Origin of the sequence: Francisella noatunensis subsp. noatunensis, assembly GCF_009823375.1 — a bacterium.
GTDB lineage: Bacteria > Pseudomonadota > Gammaproteobacteria > Francisellales > Francisellaceae > Francisella > Francisella noatunensis.
The window spans coordinates 1-24,225 of sequence record NZ_WBSX01000014.1 but is presented as its reverse complement, the minus strand read 5'-3'; the positions used below and the strand labels follow the sequence as shown (position 1 = coordinate 24,225).

The window sequence follows — 24,225 nt, the reverse complement described above, 5'->3', positions numbered from 1 at the left end:
AAGGTGGAGATCAGATAATAGTTCCGAATGAAGGTATGTCAGAGGCATTACCTATCTTGGCTACGATATCACAGATTGTGTTCCAGATTGCCTTTGCAGCTAGAGTGTTTATAGCTCCGATGTAATTGATTTTAAATTCTAAATTCTTAGTTATGAACAGTCTAGTATATTAAAATATCACTCCTCTATTATTAGAGGAGGCTAGGTGGAGTATTTTATAATTATCAAAATTCAAAATTACTTTAGCTCTGAACTCTGCTCTTTTCCCTCTATATATTGATCTGAACAAAAAACTTCAAAAATCAATATTATGCTGCTAGAATTAATCTAATCTAATCTAATCTAATCTAATCTAATCTAATCTATAAACATAACTTAGGAGACAAATGTGAAAGGAAAAGTCTTGCTTGTATTTGGGACGCGTCCGGAGGCAATTAAAATGCTTCCTCTTGTGAAAGAGTTTGAGAAGCATGCATCAGTAGTGGAGATGAAGGTTTGTGTAACTGGGCAGCATAGACAAATGCTAGATCAAATTCTTAATCTTTTTGAAGTCGTACCAGATTATGACCTTAATATTATGAAGCCAGGTCAGGATTTGTATGATGTGACGACAAGAATATTGCTTGGTATGCGTCATGTTTTGATTGATTACAAGCCAGATATTGTTCTAGTGCATGGTGATACAACTACAACATTTGCAACATCTCTAGCATGTTTTTATCAGCAAATAAAGGTGGGGCATGTAGAAGCTGGACTTAGAACAGGCAATCTATATTCACCATGGCCAGAAGAGGCAAATAGACTTCTGACTACACAGATTTCAAAATTCCACTTTGCTCCTACTGAGAAAAACAAGGAAAACTTGATTAAAGAGCATATCATGGATAGCAAAATATTAGTCACAGGTAATACTGTGATTGATGCATTGTTTATGGTATTATATCAGATTAAATCTAAGCCAGAGCTTGAGCAGCAGGTTGCTGATTTTATTGTATCTGAAGGTTATAGTTTGTCTGATAGAAAGATAGTGCTTGTGACTGGACATCGCCGTGAAAATCATGGTGATGGTATGCTTAATATCTGTAATGCTCTAAAGACTCTTGCTCAATCATATCCAGATGTTGACTTTGTATATCCCGTACATCTAAATCCAAATGTACAAAGGCCAGTGCAAGACCTTTTATCTGATATTGATAATGTATTCTTGATTAAGCCTTTAGATTATTTACCATTTGTATATCTGCTTAGTAAGTGCTATTTGGTGCTTACAGATAGCGGTGGTATTCAAGAAGAGGCGCCATCACTTGGTAAGCCAGTATTAGTTATGAGAGATACTACAGAGCGACCAGAGGCCGTAGATGCAGGTACTATTATGTTAGTAGGTGCTGAGACAGATAGTATAGTGGCTAATGTATCTCGTCTACTTGATTATGAGACTCATTACAACAAAATGGCTTATGCACACAATCCGTATGGTGATGGTAATGCATCGTTAAAAATATTACACTTTATAGAAAATTGGATCACTAAAATAAAAGGATAGAAAACTATGAAATTTAATTCAGTTTGTATGGTTGGTTTAGGATATATTGGTTTGCCTACTGCGGCAGTGTTTGCTCGTGGTGGTATGCATATCAAAGGTGTGGATGTAAATAAGCATGCTGTAGATACTATCAATGATGGTCGTATTCATATTGAAGAGCCAGGTCTTGCTGAGCTAATCAAAGATGTGGTTGCTAAAGGCTTGCTAAAAGCATATACAGAGCCACAAGAGGCTGATGCATTTATCATAGCTGTACCTACACCATTTAAGGGTGATGATTATGAGCCAAATCTTGACTATATCGAGTCAGCAGCCAAATCATTGGCTAAAGTTTTGAAAAAAGGTGATCTAGTAATACTGGAGTCAACATCTCCAGTAGGTGCTACTGAAAAAATGTCTGCATGGATTGCGGAGCAAAGACCAGACCTGACTTTCCCGCAGACTCATGGTGAGGATTCTGATATTAGAGTTGCACATTGTCCAGAGCGTATATTGCCAGGGCAAATGATCAGAGAGCTTGTGGAGAATGACCGTATAATCGGTGGTATGACACCAAAGTGTAGTGAGTATGCTGCAGCTCTTTATAAGCTGGTCGTACAAGGCGAGTGTAGTATTACAACGGCTCGTACAGCAGAGATGTGTAAGCTTACAGAGAACTCTTTTAGAGATGTGAATATTGCATTTGCTAATGAGCTAAGTATGCTGTGTGATAAGATGGGAATCAATGTTTGGGAGCTAATTACAATGGCAAACAAACACCCTAGAGTAAATGTATTGCAACCAGGTTGTGGAGTTGGTGGGCATTGTATCGCTGTCGATCCATGGTTTATTGTAAATGCATTTCCAGAGGATGCTAAGATTATAGGTACAGCAAGACGCGTGAATGATAGTAAACCACATTATGTGATCTCTAAGGTAAAAGAAGTTATCAAAGGTATCAAGAGTCCTAAGATAGCTTGTCTTGGCTTAGCATTTAAGCCAGATATTGATGATCTAAGAGAGTCTCCTGCGCTAGATATTACAAAGTTATTGTCAGATATCGATAGTGTAGATATATTAGCTGTTGAGCCAAATATCAAAGAGCTACCGGCAGTACTAGCTAATCGTAAAAATGTACAGTTAGTGTCATTTGAGCAAGCTAAAGAAAATGCTGATGTATTGGTGTCATTGGTCAAGCATAGAGAATTTATAGGTTTAAAATCTGATAAATTAGTTGATTTTGTTAATCTATGAGGATAGTGTAATGTTTGTAAATATTTCTATAGTCACATCTTTATCTAGTGATAAATTCAAGTGGATGTCTTCTAAAAGTAATGGTAATATGGTAGTTATAAAAGATGTCGATTCTTGTAAGAGTAGAGTATTGATCTTGCAGCCAAGTGGAGCGAAGCGTTATTATCAGATGACTGATGAGTACTTTGAATTTCAAAAAAAATCTTTCGAAAAAGAGTGTCTCATTTCTGGAGGCGAATATAATTTGGATTGTACATTAAATAGAGTCTCTGGGGATGTTGTTACCGAGATGTGGGTGTTTTTATATGATCGAAATTGTAAAAAGGTTAGGTCAGAATATATCGGGCTATACAATGGTAGGAATTCTCGAAAATTAAGTGTTGAGAAAGAGTGCTGCTCATATCGAATAGTTTTCCGTTTTTCTGGAAGTGGAGAGGTTTTAATTTCTGATGTTAGCTTAAGTATGATATTAGAGGTGGTTACACCTGGTGTCAATGCTATCGATGTTAGTATAATTAATAATGCCTCTAATGTTTTGTGGAATCTAGTTGATGTTGCTACCGAGGAGTAGTTATGAGTATTGTTAAGCCAAGTTTTTTTGTGTGTAAACAAATATCTTTAGGCGATAGTGACTTTCTATGGACAAATGTAGAGGATGTTGATAAAGAGTTTTTAGTAAAAGATTTCCCTATGTACACCAGTGTATTTGTCAGGCAGGGAGAGGAGTCGATTGTGTACTATACCATGTCTGATAAGTATTTTGATTATCAGACTGTTAAGTTAGAAAAAAAATGTGCTATATCGGAAGGTACATATAAAGTCGTAATTAATGTTAAAATGTCTACAGGAATATTAGAATACTGGGTAGTATTTTATAATAACGAGTATAAAAAGATCTCGCATCAATATTCGCGCATGTATAATGGTAAAAATACTCTTAAAATAAATGCTCCAGCTAAAAGTAAATCTTTTAGATTTTTCTTCAAATTCACTGGGTCTGGGAATTTTGAAATATCTCCAGTTTATTTCAGCACATTTGTTGATTATGATGATGAGCAAAGTGTTAATGTGATTTTTAATAAATTGAGTAAGCAAAATCAGGTTTTAAGGGATAAAGCTATCGAGTTATGCAAAAAAAGTATTGCTTTAGAGTACTCAACAAACTATAAGCTGGGTAGGGCAATTATGCAGCTCAAATATGCTCCTATCAAGACATTTGGTGTACTCAAAAAAATTAGGAAGTCATATAAGCGTGGTAACCCATTAACTCATAGAGGGCAGCAAAGGTTGTCTGATATGGTAGGTGAAATAATGAGGTTGGAGTCTTTTGGGTATGAGAGTAGGTCAAAAATAGACTTTCCAGTATATGATAAGCTTAAGGGTCTTAAGCCTAAGCCTACATTTGATGTTAATATTGCGGTTATAATGGATACATTTTCTTTAGACTCATTTGAGTATGAGGCTAATTTTATAAAGTTAAATAAAAAAGAATGGAAAAGACAACTAATAGATAATCAAGTAGAATTATTATTTTTAGAATCAGCTTGGAATGGCAATAATGGTCAATGGAAGTTTATGATGACTAGCTATGATAAGCCATTTGCTAAACCTCTTAGAGAGCTGATTAAGTTTGCAAAAGCTAAAGGAATACCTGTAGTTTTTTGGAATAAAGAAGATCCGACTAATTTTGATGAATTTATAAATATTGCGAAAGATTGTGATTTTATTTTCACAACAGCTGCAGAGAAGATAAAGGATTATAAAAGAGCAGTTAATCATGAAAATGTATACTCGTTGATGTTTGCTGCTCAACCATTGATACACAATCCTATTAAGGATACAAAACTACCTACGTATGATGTATGTTTTGCAGGTAGTTGGTATGACAAACCAGAGTTTGAGGATCGTAAAAAGTTTACTTCAGTAGTGCTGGATGGGGCAATTGAGTGCGATCTTCATATATTTGACCGTATGTATGGCAGTAAGGAGAGTATTACAAATAGAATCTTTCCAAGGAAATATCAAAAATATATAGTTGGTTCTTTAGAGTATGACAAAATGCTAACGGCGTATAGGCATTATAAAGTTTTCTTAAATGTTAATACTATCTATAAGTCTCAAACAATGTTTTCACGTAGGGTATTTGAATTACTGGCATGTGGAACACCAGTTGTATCAACTGAGTCAAGGGGGATTGAGAGATTATTCTCCGAATATGTATCTATATGTAATAATAGTGATGAGGTTAGAAACTCTATCGATAGCATACTAAGCAATCCTAAAGCTATCAAGCATAAGAATCATTTAGCAATGAGAGAAGTCTTTTTGGAGCATACATACTCAAAAAGGATGGAGAGAATATTTAAAAAAATAGGATTATCATATAGGCTTGAAGACAAAAAAGTTACAACAATAACAGTAACAAATAGAATAAACTATCTAGAAAATATTAAGAATAATCTGTCAAAACAGAAGTATAATAATATCGAAAGCATAATAGTTTTAAATGATAATAAATTTAATGCTAAAGAAGTTGAGGATTTTTTGAGCAATATTGAAAATATTAATGTTAAAGTATTACAATACGATGAAAAAATAAGCTTGGGAGAGTGTTTTAATAATGCTGTAAATATTGCAAATGGTGATTATATTGCTAAAATGGACGACGATGATTATTATGGTGAATACTATATATTAGATGCGATTAATGCATTTAAGTATTCTGGAGCAGATATTATAGGTAAAAAACATATATTTATATACTTTGAAGAGAAAGATTGCACATATGAGAAGTATAAAGGCGCAAGCTATAAATATATAGACTTTATAACAGGAGCTACTATTATCTCTAAAACATCTATAATGAAAGAAATTGGATTTGTAAGTAAGAATACGGGTGAAGATACTAACTTCTTGATTGAAGCGAAATCACGTGGTTATAGGATATACTCAACAGATCCTTATAATTTTTTATGTATGAGGAGGAAATCTATGGAGTCTCACACGTGGACATTTAATGTAGAACAGTTTTTAAATACTTGTGATAACCCATCTAATAGTATAGATTTCGATAGGGTAATGGTATGATTACAAAGTTAAGTGTGCTAATCTTTGGTAGTTGTATTAGTAGGGATATATTTGAGTTTAACAATCCAAACTTAAGTGTTGTTAAATATTATGCAAGAAGTTCATTTATTAGTGTATACACGAATGCTCCAAATGTCGATGATAAGTATTCTCATAAGCTTAGTTCAGCTTTTCAACAAAGAATAGTAAAAGATGACTTGGAAAATGTTTTTAAATCAAGTTTGAATATGCACAAGTTTGATATATTATTAATTGATCTGATAGATCATAGGTTTGATTTATGTCAGTTTCCTGATGGATCTATTGCAACCATATCTAATGAATTTAAGAGTGTTTGCGCTACATATTGTAGTTTTACAGTCATTAAAGCATGTAGTAATGACTATGTTGTGCGTTGGAAGATGGCTTGGAAAGAATTTATAGCACAGTGTAGGAATAGCGATATCCTTGATAAGATAAGAGTAAATAAAAGCTATCTAGCATACGCAGATGATAAGGGTAATCTTCATGATGAAAAGACAGTTAGAGAAACAAACTTCTTTCTTGAGAAGCTATATTGTATCATGGGTGAAGATCTTGGTATATACCAATTTTATCTATCACCCTGGGATACATTAGTAAGTTCATCTAACCACAAATGGGGTAGAGCACCCTTTCATTACATAGATGAGTATTATCTATTTTTGGCGAAGGAATTAGATAAAGATAGATTAGAACTATTTAGGATACCTATTGTTCCATATCGACTTGAATTTTCTAATAATTTGGAATTATATGAAGACAAATCTGACTGTCATAGAGTAGTGTTAGGTTTTAATAAAGAAATTCCAGCTAAAGGAGATTATTTTTCTATAATTAAGTCTATATCTACAGGGGATATGGGGAGTAGAGTGACTTTTTATATTGAATCAGGTAAATCATCATCATATAAAGGTAGATTATCCTGTATAATATCTATAAATAGTGGAGAGTTCCATGAAATGGACTTGTCATGTAGTTTTAGGACAACTACAGTTGATATTTATGTTCCAGCACATTGCGATATTGTTGATATAGAAGTTAAGGTTGTCTCACTAATGAATTGTGAGCCATGGGGTTGGCATAATCTTTCTTTGATAACAGTGACTGGTATATATATAACTACTTTTAATTTAGATGATCAAGAGGTTATATCTTCAACGATAGATAATCCTTATGCTAAGAGTAAGCAATTTTCATAGATTTTGTATATATAGAAAAGATTAAGGTGTTCTGTAATGGAAGAAATTAATATTTACTCAACCAAAATGAAAGTAAAACTGTACAGAAATAATAATAAAAAAATGAGTGTTTCTCTAAGTATAAATTGTTTGATAATTTGATTTGTATGCATAATTAAACATTTCTAATACTGAATAGGGCTATTCGTAGTGGTGTATAATTTATTTATTGTAATAGGTAATATTAAGTGATAGATGTAAAAAATATTTTCAGAAGTATTGTATTGGTGGATTCCAAAATATCTGTAGAAAATGAGATTGTAGAGGATTGTGAGTACGCTTATTATATATATGACTCTTATGGTAATGTAGAGAAGCATTTTTATACAAAATTAAATACTAAAATGTTTGGTATGCATATTGTACCAGGTATTTATGAAGTTGTTTTTTTCTATAAATTTAATGGTAAATTTTTTGATTATAAGCAGGTGATTAGCATAGTAGATAAACTAGGTGAAAAAAATCTTGTTGTAGCTAGGATAAATAATTTTTTTATAGGTCAAAATAATGAGCCTGTTCTCAAAAGAGTTTCTAAAGATAGTTTAAAAAATTATATGATTTTAAAAAATGAATCAAAAAAACTAGGTGATAGTTACCCTGGAAAGAGGTTTTATATTGTTGTAATGACACTACCTCTTTGTGAGATTTTAGAATCGCAATATTTATTTATAGCTATTGATAGCTTTTCCAAAGAAATATATTTTAATGTTTATCGTGTTGCTAGCTACATATGTGTGGCATCATTTGTCGAGAATCTTGTCGAAGAGTGTCCATATACAATAGACCAAATAAATATAGACAATACTCTGCAAATCAAAGGTCTATCTAAGTTTAACAGGCTTTGTAAGAGAGCGGGTATTAAATATGATTTAGTATCTATGGATCAGTTTATCAATAAATCAAAATCTCTATCAGTAATTGATAATTTGATTAAAGATCTATTTAAAGAAGCTGCCTTAGAAAATAAGCAAGATTTAGTGGAAGAGCTTATAACACTAACTAATAAGTATAATTTTTTTGAGAAAAATGTCGAGATTGGTGATGTAACTCCTTATCAAAAGCTTGAGAAGTATTTTAAGTAAATTAGGTAAGATAAATGTTTTAGTAAAAGAATATGAGTGATGTTACAAATATATATGCTAGATTGTATCCTGAAAAGCAAAAAGTTCCAGCCTCACATTTAGAGGTAAAAAAACTCTTCCTAGCACAAATTGCTGAGCGAGAAAGGTGATACTGTCATTATCTCTACCCAAGTAGTAATATTGTTAAATTTATAGATGACAATCAGTATGGTTGCAATCTTAATGAATTGTCAAAGCCTTTTATGTTTCTAATCAAATATCAGATATTTCAATAGATAAACAATGTGTAGCTATAAATATGATGAAGTTTTATTAGAGTTTGTATAAGCTAAAGCTAATAAGTGAGTATTTAAATCCTGCTAAATCCAAGTTAGACGTAGGTAATCGTTCAAATTCATTTGTGTGTACTTGCCAGTTATTAGAGTCTTTGGGTATGTTTCATAATTTTGAGTTAAGCTCATTATTTTGCCAATTTTTATCTAGAGGTTCTTGGATAGCCACAATTCTATAGAGGTTTATTCTGAAGTCTTTTGAGTTGTCTATAAAAGGTATGCTTATACTTCCTGAGTAACATTTATCTTTTGTGGATATTTTATGATGTATCAACTGTTGTTGAGCATCGATAAATCAGCTTTTAGTGAGGAACCTTTTTTGTCAGAGTTGAGTATCTTTGCACAAAATATAGCACCATTAGGATTAACTTCAAACTCAAAATACTCTCTTGGAGTATCTGATCCTGCTGCTACAGATACCTCAAAAACTTCTTGTCGACACATTTCAGAATTATTATCTGTATAGCTGTTGTAGTCTGTATATAGATTATTCAAACACTCAAATTGAATGTGCAAGTATTTATCACTTGCTTGTAAATTAACTATAGTTGGGTAGTCTTTCTCGACACGACCATCTAAAGTATTATAGAAATGATTACAAATGTATGAGTTTGAGTTTGATTTCAGGGTTATATCGTTGTTCTTTGTCATAAGTATAATCCATCCGATATTTATCTAATATGCTATAGCTAAAGAGCACAAAATTAGCTATCTATTGTAGCTCACATCTTTTGTATAGTTCTTCAAAATATTTATCAATATCATTTTGTTGAGAAATAATACTTTTGGCAAGAGTATATTGAGTCTTTGCGCGAACTAGATTATGCTCAGGGTATGCCACCTTAAAATACCTATCACCATTTAGATAATCTGTTATAAGGCGTAAGCATAATAGGTAAGCTAGTAGACTAGCACCTTTAGGTAGTGTTTGCTTCCCATCTTCTGTTAAATTGTGGTATATCGGAGTTATAAAACATTCTGTAAAAGTTTTGAAATACTCAAAATTCATATAAACCTTGGTTAGATCTTTCTCATCTTCATCCGCACTGTTTGTAACAGTTCTGATAGCATCTGAATAATCAAAGTGGATAAAACTAGGCATAACAGTATCTAGATCTATCACTGTTACAGCATTATCTTGATTGTCAAATAAGACATTATTGATCTTGGTATCATTATGTGTCGCTCGCATAGGAATGTTAGCTGTTTTTGTAATATTTTTAAGATTTATAATACTGTCATATAGTGACTTGATATCATCGACAAAATCAGTAATACCATCTAGTCTTGATTCATGGTTATACTCAATAGCAGTGCAAAAATCATGATATTTTGTATCAAGATCATGGAAATTAACTATAGTCATACTTAGATCATCAGCATCAATGTCATCTAGCATATACTGAAATTCACCAAATGATTTGCCACTTTCATAAGCAATCTTAGCAGATTCTACTTTATCATAGTTTTTGACATCTTTGATTAGGTTATTAGGTTTCCAGAAGTTACCGTTGTCATCTTTGAAATATGGTTTGTTATCTGTGGTTAAGATTACCTTTAAGCAACTTTGATAACATTTATTATCGTTTTTGTGCTTATTGACTATATGATCTGTGACTATTTGCATATTCTGCATCAATACTGGAACATCTTTAAATACATAGTGATTAACTCGTTGTAGTACATAGTCATCGTTATTGTCTGTATATATGAAAAAAGTATCATTAATATGTCCAGCCTCGATTTCTTCGATAGTTATCATAGTTTTATGTGGCAGAAATGCTCTAAATATATTAACTAAGGGTCTAGATAACTTTAGCTTGTCAAAAATCATTGATGGAGCTATATTTTATCTATGTTTGGAAGATATAAAAAAACGTTCGCATATTTCAGATGCTAAAATTAGAGAAATTTTAAAGTGTTTTTGCTTGGATTTAACAGCAACAAATACAAGTAAAATGCCTAATGTTAGCAGAGTCACAATTAACCGTTATTTTGATAGATTTCGTAAAATAATTCTATTATCTGATGAAAAGTTCTTTGCATCTGCTGGAGAGTTTGAGCTAGATGAGTCTTGTTTTGGAGCTAAACGAGTACGAGGTAAGCGTGGTCGTGGAGCTGTAGGTAAAACACCAGTATTTGGTGTTTTAAAGTGAAATGAAAACAATAAAGTCTATGTTTCTATTATGCCAAACTGCTCTAAAGAGTCCTTAATGCCTATAATACAGGGCAAAATACTCGAAAACAGTACAATCTATACTGATGGCTGGAAAGCATATGATGGACTAATTCTTAAAGGTTATGATCACTACCGAATTTATCATTCTCACAATGAATTTGCTCGTGGTAAAAACCATGTTAATGGTATAGAGTCATTTTGGTCTTTTTCTAAAAGAAGACTTGCTAAATTTAATGGATTAAGTGATGATAAGTTTGTCTTACACTTAAAAGAGTGTGAGTTTAGGTGGAATAACAAAGACAATGATTTATATAAAATCATGTGCTCTTTAGTAAGAAAATTTAGTACTAAAGTTATCTAGATCCTAACTAAATCAAAAATTTTCATAACTATAAAAACACAAAATCATATCCATTATTCTTTTAAAAGTAGCATAATCTAAATTCAGCTACAATCTTTAATAAATTTTATTGAAAATGTTATTGTGCTATAATCTTTGTTCATTAGAATTAATAATTATCTATAATTAGTGGTCAATTTAAAAATAGCAATAATAGCAGATCAAATAACTACAGCTACAATTGGTTACGAAGACAACTGCACTTGCTATAATATTACTCCGCTTAATTATAAGTTCATCTTTAAAATCTTTAAACCAGATTTGTTTTTTGTCGAGTCGGCTTGGCAAGGCTATCGCAATAGTTGGAAGTTTAAGATAGCTTCATATCCAGATCATCCTAAGAGATCAAACGCTAAGCTTATCAAGGTAGTTGATTATGCCAAGAGATTGGGTATACCTACAGTATTTTGGAACAAAGAAGATGGCGTACACTTTGATAGATTTATAGATAGTGTTAAGCATTTTGAGTATATATTTACAGTTGATGAGAATTGTATACCTAAGTATCAAGAAGCGGTTAGCTCCAAGATTACTGTAAATACAATGATGTTTGCTGTACAACCTAAGATACACTATTTCAAAGGCTTTGATTTTAAACACAAGCGAGCTAATTTTGCAGGTAGCTATTCGCATCACATACATTCTAAGCGTAGAGAGATTCAAGATATGATGTTTGAGTCAGTATGCTCCGCTGGGCTTGGTTTGACAGTTTTTGATCGTAATTCTGGGCGTGATTCTGAAAACTATCGCTATCCAAAGTTGGATAATATGAGTGTTAAAAGTTCTGTTAGCTATAAACAAACTGCCGATATATACCGTGATCATATGTTGTCTTTAAATGTAAATACTATTGAAGATTCTCCGACAATGTTCTCGCGAAGGCTCATAGAGATACTTGCTTGTGGTGGGATTGTGATCACTAATAATACTTTAGCGGTTCAGAAGATGTTTGCTAAATATTGTCATGTGATTGAGACTAAGCAACAAATAGATGAGATAGTGGAGCGTGTAACTAGAGATGGTCTAAGTGATGATGATTTAGTGATGGCAAAAGCAGGATCAGAATATGTATTAGCAAATTTCACATGGACAAATAATCTAGAGATGATTAAGCAAGTTGTGGGACTTAAATAAACTATAATGCTCTATCGTTATCGCTACTATATTAACAACTTCTTACAACTTTTCTACAAGCGCAAATTTGCTGGTTGGGGTCGCAAAAAGACTGGACGACTGGCACTATGGTGTCACGCAAAATTTGGCGGTACTGTAAGATTATATGAAGATGGTTTTATTCGCTCACTTGGCTTAGGTGTCGATGGTTCTCCGGCATTTAGTGTGGTAGTAGATGATATAGGTATCTACTATGATGCTACTATGCCAAGTAGGTTAGAGAATATCCTAAATAGTTATGATTTTGTTGCAGATAATGGGTTGCTAGCAACAGCACGAGAGGCTATGATGTTGATTAGAAAATATAATGTTTCTAAGTATAACAATGCCCCTGAAGTGGATGAAAAGTTTTGTCAAAAATATAATCTGTATAAAAGCAAAAAGAATATATTAATCATTGCTCAAACTGCTGGTGATAGTAGCCTTGAATATGGTCTAGCTAATCACTATAGTACAGATGATATGCTTGAAGCAGCTATCCTAGAGAATCCACTAGCTAAAATATATCTCAAGATACATCCAGATGTCTTTACTGGTAAGAAACAGTCGGATATTGATATTGCAAATATCCCAGAGAATATTGCCGTAATCACGGAGAATATTAATCCAGTATCATTGCTTAAGCATTTTGATAAGGTTTATACTAAGACATCAGGTATGGGCTTTGAGGCGTTATTGTCCGGCTGTGAATGTGTCTGTTTTGGTATGCCATATTATGCAGGCTGGGGTATTACAGATGATAGAGTCAAATGTGATCGTAGAGTCCGTAAGCTATCAATAGAAGAGGTTTTTGCAGCCGCATATATTCTTTATTCAAGATATTATAATCCTTACAAAAAAAGACAGTCCAATATTATTGATACTATTACTGAGATTGTCAAAAGGCGCTAGTATGAAGGGTTAAGAAATTAGAATTCAGAGATCAGATAGAACAGTCGGATAGTAAGGCTCAAGTGTTGATCAGTCGATGAAATTATTCCGTAATTAGCTTATAATTATGACATTAGTATTTTTATCGATTTTTTTGTATAAGAATTAGTGTTGAGCAAATAAAAGTTTTGAAAACATCATTAGCAAAAATCTCAACTACTGCAAAAATATATTTATTTAGTAGTTGTAACGATGATAGTAAAAAAGGCGGCGATATTAATTTGCTTATTATAGCTAATGATATGTCAAATGGAGACTTGAGAAGTATTGGACTTGATTTTTTAAGCACTTTGGTGAGCAGAAAATAGATATTGTTTTAGGTGATGGTAGCTTAAAAGAGACCTTTACGAAAATGATATTTGATAAGGCTATTTTATTATGATAAAATAAAAATTACTTTCAGATAAAAGACTATTAGAAAAACAGCTTTTTTGGTTAGATATTTCTTATAAAGAGAGTGTGGCAATAGAAATAAAACAAGATTATAGTATAGATGAGTCTGGTCGGTTTGAAACTTTATGTAGTAGGATACTCTAGAAGAGATTAGAGTTATGAAAGATGTTAGAAATACCATGACCCATGAATATGTTGAAGATGATTTAGTTGATATTTTTGAAGATGCACTATTATATTCTGAGAAATTAATAAGTATCATAAATAATACTTTGGGCTATATTGGTAGATACGTTTGACTTATGAGTCAGAAAATAACAGATATTAAAAGAATTTTTTTGTTTGGTTTTTCAAGATGGAAACATGATTATATTAAGCCATTTCTCGCAGAGTATTCAGATGCTAAGATTTGTTTTATAAATTCAATATTTGCTAGTGAGTATGATCTAGCATGTCGCAAAGGACTCAAGAAATACGCTGATATCGAGATTTTTATTTGGGGTCGCAAAGAGTTTGCAGAAGTTCAAGAATTTGCTCGAGCTAATAATATCAAAATAACGCGCGTAGAAGATGGTTTTATCCGTTCAGTAGCATTAGGATCTGATTTGACTCAGCCGTATTCACAAGTTTTTGATGATATCGGAATATATTTTGATGCAACATGTCCAAGCAAGCTAGAGAATATTCTAAATTATCATGATTTTGATAAGTGGCTTTTGCAACAAGCGGATACCCTAATCACTAAGCTCATAAATTCAAAGCTATCGAAATATAACAAAGATGCACATCGTGAGCTTAATCTTCCTTCCAACATGCGAAAAATTCTAGTGCCAGGTCAAGTTGAGAATGATGCATCTATCAAATTTGGTGGTAGAGGTATGACTAACTTAGAGTTACTCAAAAAGGTCCGTCAAGCTAAGCCAGATGAGTATATTATCTACAAGCCACATCCAGATGTTCTAAGTGGTAATAGATTAGGTAATGTTCCGGAGGAGCAATCGCTACAGTATTGTGATGAGATTATAACTGATATTGGTATGGCATCTGTACTATCTGTGGTTGATGAGGTGCATACTATTACGTCGCTTACTGGTTTTGAGGGACTTTTGTATGGTAAAGATGTCTATACCTATGGTATGCCTTTTTACGCTGGCTGGGGTCTTACAAATGATGCTTTAGTTGAGTCACGTAGACAGCGTAAACTTAGTTTAGCAGAGGTTGTTGCTGCGGCATATATCATCTACCCTAGCTATATTCACCCAAATACACTCAAGCCATGTTCAGTAATAGAGCTTATTAATGAGTTTATTAAGCTTCAGCAGTCACCAGCACCAAAATACAATACCAAATTAAGAGCAGCTTATGCAGGAGTGATGCTATATTTGCAGAGGGTTTTGAAGAATAAGTAATAAATTTGTGTTAAGGATAAAAGATTCTTAATGCTTGGTTAATTTTAGGCAATATAAATATCGATATAGTAAATCATAAATTTTCTTCACTTAACCATTCAACAGTGTTATATAGTTGATGTTATTTATAGATTAACTTATAATCGAGTGGTTAAGTTTTAATTTCGTTAATATTCGATTAATTCGGAGGATAAAGGATGTCGGATTTCACTAAAGATATTGATGTTTTAGAAACTCAAGAGTGGCTTGAGGCTTTTGAAGATGTCATTAAAAGAGAAGGTGCTGATAGAGCTAAGTTTTTATTTGAACAGTTGCTTAGTAAAGGTGCTGAACTTGGTATAGAGAGTGCTTACTCAACAGCAAAAGTTAAGAGATATATAAATTCTATAGATGTTTCTGAGCAGCCAAGCTATCCTGGTGATATGGAAATTGAGCAAAGAATCGAAGCCATAAATAGATGGAATTCGGCAGTAATAGTTGCATCGGCTAACAAAAGAGAAGGCTCTATCGGTGGCCATATAGGTACTGGTGCTGGTGCTATGACCCTATATGAAGTTGGTTTTAATCATTTTTGGAAAGCTCCAAATGAGAATCAGGCAGGTGATTTGATTTTCTACCAAGGACACCTTTCTCCAATCGTATATGCTCGTTCATACCTAGAGGGTAGAATAACAAAACAGCAATTAGAGAATTTTAGAAGACAAGCTTTTGATAAAGAAAATGCCGTTTCTTCGTACCCGCATCCATATTTACAGCCTACTTATTGGCAGTTCCCAACTGTATCTATGGGCTTAGGTCCACTTCAAGCTATCTACCAAGCTAGATTTATGAAGTATCTTGAAGCTAGAGGGTTAGCTGAAACTTCTGATCGTCGTGTTTGGGCATTCTGTGGTGATGGTGAGATGGATGAGCCGGAATCAATTGGTTCTATTACTAGAGCAGGTCGTGAAGGCTTAGATAACCTTATATTTGTAGTTAACTGTAACCTACAAAGACTAGATGGCCTTGTAAACGGTAACGGTAATATTGTTGAAGAGTTAGCAGATGTATTTGCTGGTGCTGGCTGGAATGTTATCAAAGTTTTATGGAGTAGTGATTGGGATAGATTACTACAAGATCAAAAAGGCGGCAAAAAGCTTGCTCAAAGATTAAGCGAGCTAAATGATGGTCAATTCCACACTATCAAAGCCCACGGTGGTGCTGAGTGCCGTAGAGTAGTATTTAGTGGTGATGAAGATCTTGAAACTTTAGCTAAAGATATGACAGATGAAGATATCCAAGCATTGCGTCGTGGTGGCCATGATCCTATCAAGATTTATGCTGCATATAAGAAAGCTGTTGAGCAAGCAAATGGTAAGCCAACACTTATTCTACCTATGACTGTTAAAGGTTATGGTTTAGGTGAATGGGGTGAATCTAAGAATATTGCACACAATGTCAAAAAACTTGATACAGATGCTCTTGAGCATATCAAAAATAGATTTAATGTTCCTGCTACAAAAGAAGATATCGAGAATTATAAATTAGTTTCTTTACCTGAGGATTCTGCTGAGATGAAGTATCTTCATGCAAAAAGAGCAGCTTTAGGTGGTTATATTCCAGCAAGATTAGAGAATAACGAGCCATTGGCTATCCCAACTTATCAAGAGTTTGCAAAAAACTTATTAGAAGATAGTGGTGATAGAGAGTTCTCTACTACTACAGCTTTTGTAAGAATACTATCTCACTTGGCAAAAGATAAGAAATTGGGTAAGCATATTGTACCAATCACGGTTGATGAATCACGTACTTTTGGTATGGAAGGTCTATTCAGACAGTTAGGTATTTATAATCCTGCTGGCCAACAATATGTACCTGAAGATAAAGAACAAGTAATGTTCTACAAAGAAGCTAAAGATGGCCAGATTTTACAAGAAGGTATCAACGAGCAGGGAGGATTCTGTTCGTGGATAGCTGCTGCTACATCTTATAGTGTGCATAAGGTGCCGATGATTCCTTTCATGATTTACTACTCTATGTTTGGTTTCCAAAGATTTGGTGATCTTGCATGGGCTGCGGGTGACTCTATGGCAAAAGGTTTTGTGATTGGTGGTACTTCTGGTCGTACAACTCTAAATGGTGAAGGTCTACAGCACGAAGATGGTCATAGCCATATCCAAGCTGGACTTATCCCTAACTGTATTTCTTATGATCCTACTTATGCTTATGAGTTAGCAGTAATTCTTGGCGAAGGTATGAATAGAATGTATGTTAGAGGCGAGCATGTTTATTACTACATTACGGTGATGAACGAGAATTATTCTCATAGAGCTATGCCAGAGGGTTGTGAAGAAGGTATTATCAAAGGTCTATATAAACTTGAAGATACTAAACCAGCTGACAAGCATGTGCAATTATTAGGTTCAGGTTCTATATTAAGAGAAGTTGAAGCTGCGGCTAAGATGCTAAAAGATGAGTATGGTATCACTTCAAATGTTTGGAGTATGACTTCTGCTAATGAGCTTCATAGAGAAGCTAAAAAAGTAGCAAGAGAAAATATGCTTCATCCAGATGCTGAGAGAAAAGAAAGCTACATAGAAAAATGCTTGAAGAATGAGCAAGGTCCTGTGATTGCTTCTACTGACTATATCAAGTTATATACGGATCAGCTAAGAGAATTTATACCGCATACTTATGTCAATTTAGGTACTGATGGTTTTGGTAGATCTGATACTCGTGAAGCTCTAAGAAGTTTCTTTGAGGTTGATAGATATCACGTGGTTGTAGCATCATTGTATGCTTTACATTTAGATGGTAAGGTTAAGGCTAGCGAAGTTAAAGATGCGATTAAGGAATATAATATAGACCCAGAGCGTGTAGCTCCGCTATATTGCTAATCGGTGAGGAGATATTAATGTCTATAGAGATAGTTAAAGTTCCTGATATCGGGGATTATGATAGTGTAGATGTGATCGAAGTTAATGTTGCTGAAGGTGATGTTATCGCCGAAGAAGATTCTTTGATTACATTAGAAACAGATAAGGCTAGTATGGAGGTTCCATCTCCTATAGCAGGTAAGATTGTTAAGTTGACTGTAAAAGTTGGCGACAAAGTTTCGCAAGGTTCTGCTATTATGGAAGCTGAGGTTGCAGGTGATGTGACAGCAGCTGAACCTAAGCAAGAAGCTGCTCCAGCGCAACAGCTGCAAGCTACAGCTATAGTTGATGTAGAAGTTCCAGATATTGGTGACTATGATAGTGTTGATGTTATCGAAGTGTCAGTAGCTGTTGGTGATGAGATTGCTGAAGAAGATTCTTTGATTACATTAGAAACAGATAAAGCTAGTATGGAAGTACCATCTCCTGTTGCCGGAAAAGTTGTTGAGATTATCACAAAAGTTGGTGATAAAGTTTCTCAGGGTAGCTTGATTCTTAAGGTCAAGACAAAGGGCACAGCTCCTGTAGCAGCACCTAGTCAGCCAGCAAAGCAAGAAGCTCTTAAGCAAGAGTCTCAACCAGCAGCACCTGCTCCAGTTCAAACTAATGTTAATGAGTATGCGGTAGATAATTCTAATGCTCATGCTTCCCCAGCAGTGAGAAAGCTAGCTAGAATTTTAAATGTTGATTTAAGTAAGGTCAAAGCTACAGGTCGTAAAGGACGTGTAACAAAAGAAGACTGTTATAACTATATCAAGCATGCAGTAACACAAGTTCAAACTGGTAAAGTTGCTGCTAGTGGTAGTGGTTTAGATCTTCTAGATGATCCAGTGGTAGATTTTGCTAAATTTGGAGAGATTGAAACTCAACCATTGACTCGTATCAACAAAATTAGTGCAAAAAATTTGCATAGAAACTGGGTTAAGATTCCTCACGTTACATTCTATGATGATGCAGATGTTACTGATCTTGAAGAGTTTAGAAAGTCTAAAAAAGCATTTTCTGAGAAAACTGGAGTTAAGATTACTCCATTATCATTCTTGGTCAAAGCTGCTGCTGTAGCGCTTCAAGAGTTCCCAAGAATGAATAGTTCACTATCAAATGATGGTGAAAACTTGATATTGAAGAAATACTACAATATTGGCTTTGCTGCTGATACACCAGCTGGTCTAATGGTTCCTGTTATCAAGGATGCTGACAAAAAAGGTATTATTGAGATATCAAAAGATATTATGGAATTAGCTGGCAAAGCGCGTGATGGTAAACTAGGTGCCAAAGATATGACTGGGGCTACATTTACTATCTCTAGTATAGGTGTGCTTGGGACTACAGCATTTACCCCAATTATTAATATGCCAGAAGTAGCTATTATGGGTGTATCTAAGACTGCTGTTAAACCAGTGTGGAATGGTAAAGAATTTGAACCTAGAACAATGCTACCTCTGTCTATGTCAGCAGATCATAGAGTAATTGATGGTGCATTAGCTGCTAAGTTCTTGACTAGATATTGTCAGATTTTATCTGATTTACGTGAAATCATAATGTAAACACGGAGTTTTAAAATGAGTGATATTAAAACACAAGTTGTAGTTTTAGGTAGTGGTCCTGGGGGCTATAGTGCAGCTTTTAGAGCAGCTGACTTGGGATTAGAAGTGGTATTAGTTGAGAGATATGCTGAAATTGGTGGTGTATGTCTAAATGTTGGTTGTATCCCATCTAAGGCGATGCTTCATATTGCTAAAGTTATCAATGAAGCGCGTCATTTAGAGTCTCTAGGCATTATTGAGATGGGCGGTCTTAAAATCAACAGAGAGAATCTTTTGAAGTATAAAGATGGTGTTATCGGTAAACTTACTGGCGGTCTAAAAGGCATGGCTCAGATGAGAAAAGTGAAAATCGTACAAGGTTACGGTAAATTCACTTCTGACAAAGAATTGGCTGTAGAAGCTGCTGATGGTAAGGTTACTAAGATTACTTTTGATAACTGTATTATTGCAGCAGGATCAAGCGTAATTAATTTACCATTTGTACCTAAAGATGACAGAATTATCGACTCTACTGGTGCTCTAGAGATGAAAGAAATCCCAGAGACGATGTTAGTAGTAGGTGGTGGTATTATCGGTCTTGAGATGGCTCAAGTATATTCTGAACTAGGCACTAAGATTACTGTTGTTGAATTTGCTGATCAGCTTATGAATGGTGTTGACAAAGATTTAGTCAAAGTATACCAAAAAGTAAATAGCCGTTATGATGTTCGCTTAAAAACAGGTGTAACAGCTATGGAAGCCAAAGAAGATGGTATTTATGTAACTATGGAAGGAGATCATCCTGCTAAGAATGAGAGATTCGATAGAGTACTTATGGCTATCGGTCGTAAGCCAAATGGTAAGCTAATTGATGTAGAAAAAGCAGGTGTTAAAGTTGATGAAAGAGGCTTTATCCCTGTAGATAAACAACTTCGTACAAATGTACCAAATATTTTCGCAATTGGAGATATCGTTGGTCAGCCTATGCTTGCTCACAAAGCTGTACCAGAGGGAAGAACAGCTGCTGAAGTTATTTCTGGTCTAAACCATAGTTTTGATCCATTAGTGATTCCTTCTGTTGCTTATACTGATCCAGAGGTTGCTTGGGTAGGTGAGACAGAGACTTCTGCAAAAGCAAAAGGTATCAAGTATGAGAAGGGTGTGTTCCCATGGGCAGCTAGTGGTAGATCTCTCAGTATCGATAGATCAGAAGGTATGACTAAGGTTCTATTTGATGAGAACCACAAGATCATAGGTGCTTCTATTGTGGGTACTAATGCTGGCGAGCTTATTTCTGAAGCTGCTCTAGCAATAGAAATGGGTTGTGATGCTGAAGATATTGCTCTTACAGTTCACCCTCATCCAACTCTATCTGAGAGTTTAATGATGGCTACAGAAGTCTTTGAAGGTACTGCAACAGATCTTCCTCCTCAGAAAAAGAAAAAATAATTAAAATTTATATTTCTAGCTAATTTTTCTAAAAAACATTCACTTTTCGGTCTCATTTTATAAATCTGTTTGTAACTGAAGTATTATTAGTATATTTTCATTAGTTAATATATGGTTATCAAAAGTAAATATGACAAATATAAATAAAGAAAAGTTATCAGCACCATTTTGGGTTGTTTGGATTATAGAATTTTGGGAACGCTTTGGTTATGGAGGTATTTTTGCGATCTTGGTAGCTTTTTTATCGGATGGATTAGGTTTCTCTGAAGAAAAATCTACTATTATTTTTACATCGTATGGAGCTTTTTCTTATGGTTTATTAATTATCGGTGGATTTGTCGGAGATGGGTTACTTGGTCCTCGTAAGACTATTATTGTCGGAGCGATTGTGCTTGCTCTTTCTTATGCAGGTTTGGCGTTTGCAACTGCAAGTTCGATATATTTTTGTCTAGCTGGTCTAATTGTTGGTAACGCGCTATTCAAGGCTAATCCTACCTTACTGATCTCCAAGATGTTCGATAGAGACAGTCAGATGATTAATGTAGCAATGACATTGTACTATTTTGTGATTAATGTTGGTGCTATTTTAGTGATGTTAATGGTGCCGGTACTGTCTAAGGTGTATGATAGTTATTCGTTAGGCTTTATGATTTGCTCAATAGGCGTAATTATAGGTCTAGCTAACTTCTTAATCTTTTATACAATTGTCAGAAAGGTACCAAGTCCAGTTGATAACAAACCATCAAGCAAGAAATATATTCCTTTGGTATTTATATTCGCGGCTATTTTTACATATATTCTTGGCTTAATTATCTCAAATAATTTAGTAAGCTCGATAATTGCTTATTCGGTAGTGGTGTTAGGTTTTATATATTTTATTTTTATTGCGTTTGCTCAAGGTTCAAAGATTGCGAGAAATAAGATGCTTGTGTAGCATTAGTATTGATAATCCAAGCGGTGGTATTTTTCTCATTATATTTTCAGATGCCAACATCGATAGCATTATTTATTAAGCATAATGTTGATAGGACACTATTTGGGTTTGAGATTCCATATTCTTCGTATGTGTTATTAAATCCATTATTTATTGCGTTATTGACACCATTGTTGATGTATCTTTTTAAGAAGTTCCCAAGTACACATGCCACTAAATTTACTATTGGAATGTTTTTGTGTTCTTTGGCGTTTTTTACATTGTATGCAAGTAAGATTAGTGCTGTGGCAGGATTTACATCATCGTGGTGGCTAGTCCTATCGTATGCGCTTCAGTCAGCATCGGAGATTTGTATAGCAGCTATTGGTTTAGCAATGATTACTCAGTTATCTCCAATTAGCATCTCAGGGACCGCTACAGGTGTGTGATTTTTAGCATCGATGCTAGGCGGCAAAATTGCTGGAATACTAGGTAGTATGAGTGCAGATAGCAATGATAGTGAAAGAACAGTTTTACAGAGTTTAGATATTTATACCCATAATTTTATGATAATAGGTATAGTGGTATTTATTTGTGCTATGTTGATGCTGATTTTAGTGCCTAAGCTTAGGGTTATCAAGTCATAGGTGCTTTTGTTAGATATCTGCTTAACGCTTTGATAATATATTGTTTTAGCGATCTGGATTATATATTCAATTAGCTATCAAATTGATTCAGACTATAAGTGAAAATGTAAGTAATAATACCATATTAGTTTTTGTATAGGTAGGTTACTAATGAGACAGCTACTTATTCATATTTATTGTTTGTAAGATTTGTTTTATTAGATAGAGGAAATACAAGTTTGCTCTAGGAGGAAGTAATGAATTGGTCAGATGTTTTAGCTGATGAAAAGCAAAAAGACTATTTTAAGGCTATATTGGAATTTCTTGCGAGTGAAACAAAGTCTGGTAAGATTATATTTCCAAAAAAAGAGGATATCTTTAATGCTTTTAAGTATACTGAGCTTAATAATCTAAAAGTAGTAATTCTAGGGCAAGATCCATATCATAATTACAATCAAGCACATGGTCTTGCTTTTTCTGTACAACAAGGAGTTGATGTTCCACCATCCCTACGTAATATCTACAAAGAATTAGAGCGAAGTATCACGGGATTTAAAGCACCTAATCATGGTTGTCTCACATCTTGGGCTCAACAGGGTGTGTTTCTTCTGAATACAACTCTTACTGTAGAAGCCCATAAGGCTAATTCACACAAAGATATTGGTTGGGAGATTGTTACAGATGCTGTAATTCAAAAGATATCTGATAATAAAACAAATGTTGTATTTATGCTATGGGGTTCGCATGCTCGCAAGAAAAAAAATCTTATAGATACTGCCAAGCATTTAGTTTTGGAATCATCACATCCATCACCATTATCTGTATATAGAGGTTTTGAGGGGTGTGATCACTTCGTGAAAGCTAATCAATATTTAACTTCAAAAGATCTTGATATTATAGATTGGAGATTGTAAGAGAAAATTACTCTAAAAAGTTAATCAACTATTGCAGTTGTTGATAGTGTACTGTCATCTTCTAAGATCAACATTACAGGTATCTTTTGACCTTTTGTAATTTTTTGTTTCAGACCAATTAGCATAACATGTAGTTCTTGGTATGAAAGGTCAACACTGTTGTGAGGATATATTTCAATAGTTTTGATTTGTTTCATTACACGCTTATCACCAATTGTTACGAAGTGATGACGTTGTGTTTGTTTGTCTATAGGTGAATAAGCTGCAATTATATCTACAGTTTTATCACCACTATTTTTGATATGCATTTTTATGGCAGTATTGTTGCTATTAGTCTCTTTTACTTCTGCATGAGTTATGCTTAGCTCACAAGATTCTATATTACATTGATTTTTTGTATTTTGCGTATTAACTAAAGCCAAAAGATGCAATCGCTAAAATCGTAGTTATGCTTAAAATAATTTTTTTCATATTTAATTATCCTTGTTTGTTGATAGATAGTTAAGAGCTCTTTCAATTATATACTCTGGTACTTGTTCATGCTCAGAGAAATAGATTTGATCCAGTTTTGTTGCGTTGGTCTTCATTATATACACCGATGGAGTATGGTCTATTTTCAACTCTTTTGTTAAATTGTTATATGCAGAGTTAATATTTTCCAAATTTTGTAGGTACATATTTATAGCTATATTGGAACTAAAATAGTTTATTTGTTAGATATTAATAACCCTTATCGGGGTTGTTTGCAGAGCCCTCCATTTTTTTGGTTTTTCAAATTTAACGATTCAAAAAGCTCTCTAGCTCTTCAATCAAAACATCAGCTAAACTCTCAAAGTTAATATCATCACTTTTTGATAGAAAT

General features: G+C 33.9%; 23 protein-coding genes and 1 pseudogene. 20 read left to right on the top strand and 4 right to left on the bottom strand.

Annotation, left to right across the window (positions count from 1 at the left end):
• Positions 1–388 precede the first annotated feature (388 nt).
• From wecB to F8C69_RS10460, 7 genes are all read left to right on the top strand, one after another.
• On the top strand, positions 389–1,543 hold the full coding sequence (wecB, locus tag F8C69_RS02470; protein WP_200147138.1) for a non-hydrolyzing UDP-N-acetylglucosamine 2-epimerase: 1,155 nt from the start codon (positions 389–391) through the stop codon (positions 1,541–1,543).
• A 6-nt stretch (positions 1,544–1,549) separates the two neighbouring features.
• Complete coding sequence (wecC, locus tag F8C69_RS02465) at positions 1,550–2,776, top strand: UDP-N-acetyl-D-mannosamine dehydrogenase (protein WP_159184060.1); 1,227 nt, start codon at positions 1,550–1,552, stop codon at positions 2,774–2,776.
• 10 nt (positions 2,777–2,786) lie between these two features.
• Positions 2,787–3,347, top strand: coding sequence for a hypothetical protein (locus F8C69_RS02460; RefSeq protein WP_159184059.1), 561 nt, complete (start codon positions 2,787–2,789; stop codon positions 3,345–3,347).
• A 2-nt stretch (positions 3,348–3,349) separates the two neighbouring features.
• Entirely contained in the window at positions 3,350–5,863 is a 2,514-nt protein-coding gene (locus F8C69_RS02455) for a glycosyltransferase family protein (protein ID WP_159184058.1), read from the top strand.
• Positions 5,860–7,083 carry a DUF6270 domain-containing protein gene (locus F8C69_RS02450; protein ID WP_159184057.1) on the top strand — a complete coding sequence of 408 codons (1,224 nt, stop codon included), beginning with the start codon at positions 5,860–5,862 and terminating at the stop codon, positions 7,081–7,083. The genes F8C69_RS02455 and F8C69_RS02450 overlap by 4 nt, the downstream gene beginning before the upstream one ends.
• A gap of 227 nt (positions 7,084–7,310) precedes the next feature.
• Positions 7,311–8,204, top strand: coding sequence for a hypothetical protein (locus tag F8C69_RS02445; RefSeq protein ID WP_159184056.1), 894 nt, complete (start codon positions 7,311–7,313; stop codon positions 8,202–8,204).
• A gap of 319 nt (positions 8,205–8,523) precedes the next feature.
• On the top strand, positions 8,524–8,715 hold the full coding sequence (locus F8C69_RS10460) for a hypothetical protein (RefSeq protein ID WP_236352300.1): 192 nt from the start codon (positions 8,524–8,526) through the stop codon (positions 8,713–8,715).
• 91 nt (positions 8,716–8,806) lie between these two features.
• Here F8C69_RS10460 and F8C69_RS02440 read toward each other — a convergent pair whose 3' ends face one another.
• Both F8C69_RS02440 and F8C69_RS02435 read right to left on the bottom strand, forming a co-directional pair.
• On the bottom strand, positions 8,807–9,187 hold the full coding sequence (locus F8C69_RS02440; protein ID WP_234384147.1) for a carbohydrate-binding family 9-like protein: 381 nt from the start codon (positions 9,185–9,187) through the stop codon (positions 8,807–8,809).
• Between the two features lie 61 nt (positions 9,188–9,248).
• Entirely contained in the window at positions 9,249–10,370 is a 1,122-nt protein-coding gene (locus tag F8C69_RS02435; protein WP_159184055.1) for a phosphotransferase, read from the bottom strand.
• Positions 10,371–10,372: 2 nt separating this feature from the next.
• Here F8C69_RS02435 and F8C69_RS02430 point away from each other — a divergent pair.
• The 13 genes and pseudogenes from F8C69_RS02430 (at position 10,373) to ung (ending at position 23,363) form a co-directional block, all read left to right on the top strand.
• Positions 10,373–11,076 (top strand): annotated as a pseudogene (locus F8C69_RS02430) (IS1595 family transposase).
• A 168-nt stretch (positions 11,077–11,244) separates the two neighbouring features.
• Complete coding sequence (locus tag F8C69_RS02425; protein WP_159184054.1) at positions 11,245–12,249, top strand: CgeB family protein; 1,005 nt, start codon at positions 11,245–11,247, stop codon at positions 12,247–12,249.
• A 6-nt stretch (positions 12,250–12,255) separates the two neighbouring features.
• Positions 12,256–13,179, top strand: coding sequence for a capsular polysaccharide export protein, LipB/KpsS family (locus F8C69_RS02420; protein ID WP_159184053.1), 924 nt, complete (start codon positions 12,256–12,258; stop codon positions 13,177–13,179).
• 167 nt (positions 13,180–13,346) lie between these two features.
• A complete protein-coding gene (locus F8C69_RS02415) occupies positions 13,347–13,526 on the top strand; it encodes a hypothetical protein (RefSeq protein ID WP_159184052.1) in 180 nt (59 codons plus the stop codon).
• 243 nt (positions 13,527–13,769) lie between these two features.
• Complete coding sequence (locus F8C69_RS02410) at positions 13,770–13,910, top strand: capsule biosynthesis protein (RefSeq protein WP_159184051.1); 141 nt, start codon at positions 13,770–13,772, stop codon at positions 13,908–13,910.
• Positions 13,911–13,913: 3 nt separating this feature from the next.
• Positions 13,914–15,020 (top strand): capsular polysaccharide export protein, LipB/KpsS family, encoded by a 1,107-nt coding sequence (locus F8C69_RS02405; protein WP_159184050.1) that lies wholly within the window; start codon positions 13,914–13,916, stop codon positions 15,018–15,020.
• A 197-nt stretch (positions 15,021–15,217) separates the two neighbouring features.
• A complete protein-coding gene (gene aceE / locus F8C69_RS02400) occupies positions 15,218–17,896 on the top strand; it encodes a pyruvate dehydrogenase (acetyl-transferring), homodimeric type (RefSeq protein ID WP_159184049.1) in 2,679 nt (892 codons plus the stop codon).
• Between the two features lie 17 nt (positions 17,897–17,913).
• Complete coding sequence (gene aceF / locus F8C69_RS02395) at positions 17,914–19,482, top strand: pyruvate dehydrogenase complex dihydrolipoyllysine-residue acetyltransferase (RefSeq protein ID WP_159184048.1); 1,569 nt, start codon at positions 17,914–17,916, stop codon at positions 19,480–19,482.
• 15 nt (positions 19,483–19,497) lie between these two features.
• The gene (lpdA, locus tag F8C69_RS02390) at positions 19,498–20,910 is read left to right on the top strand and encodes a dihydrolipoyl dehydrogenase (protein ID WP_159184047.1); all 1,413 of its coding nucleotides are present in this window, start codon (positions 19,498–19,500) and stop codon (positions 20,908–20,910) included.
• Positions 20,911–21,040: 130 nt separating this feature from the next.
• Positions 21,041–21,844, top strand: a complete 804-nt coding sequence (locus F8C69_RS02385; protein ID WP_159184046.1) for an oligopeptide:H+ symporter — start codon at positions 21,041–21,043, stop codon at positions 21,842–21,844.
• A gap of 23 nt (positions 21,845–21,867) precedes the next feature.
• Positions 21,868–22,272 (top strand): POT-type proton-dependent oligopeptide transporter, encoded by a 405-nt coding sequence (locus F8C69_RS02380; protein ID WP_159184045.1) that lies wholly within the window; start codon positions 21,868–21,870, stop codon positions 22,270–22,272.
• A gap of 12 nt (positions 22,273–22,284) precedes the next feature.
• Complete coding sequence (locus F8C69_RS02375) at positions 22,285–22,470, top strand: hypothetical protein (RefSeq protein WP_159184044.1); 186 nt, start codon at positions 22,285–22,287, stop codon at positions 22,468–22,470.
• Between the two features lie 236 nt (positions 22,471–22,706).
• Positions 22,707–23,363, top strand: a complete 657-nt coding sequence (ung, locus tag F8C69_RS02370; RefSeq protein ID WP_159184043.1) for a uracil-DNA glycosylase — start codon at positions 22,707–22,709, stop codon at positions 23,361–23,363.
• 20 nt (positions 23,364–23,383) lie between these two features.
• Here ung and F8C69_RS02365 read toward each other — a convergent pair whose 3' ends face one another.
• Together F8C69_RS02365 and F8C69_RS10455 are read right to left on the bottom strand one after the other, a co-directional pair.
• Positions 23,384–23,785 carry a copper chaperone PCu(A)C gene (locus F8C69_RS02365; RefSeq protein WP_234384145.1) on the bottom strand — a complete coding sequence of 134 codons (402 nt, stop codon included), beginning with the start codon at positions 23,783–23,785 and terminating at the stop codon, positions 23,384–23,386.
• Between the two features lie 51 nt (positions 23,786–23,836).
• On the bottom strand, positions 23,837–24,040 hold the full coding sequence (locus F8C69_RS10455) for a hypothetical protein (RefSeq protein ID WP_234384144.1): 204 nt from the start codon (positions 24,038–24,040) through the stop codon (positions 23,837–23,839).
• Positions 24,041–24,225: the final 185 nt, after the last annotated feature.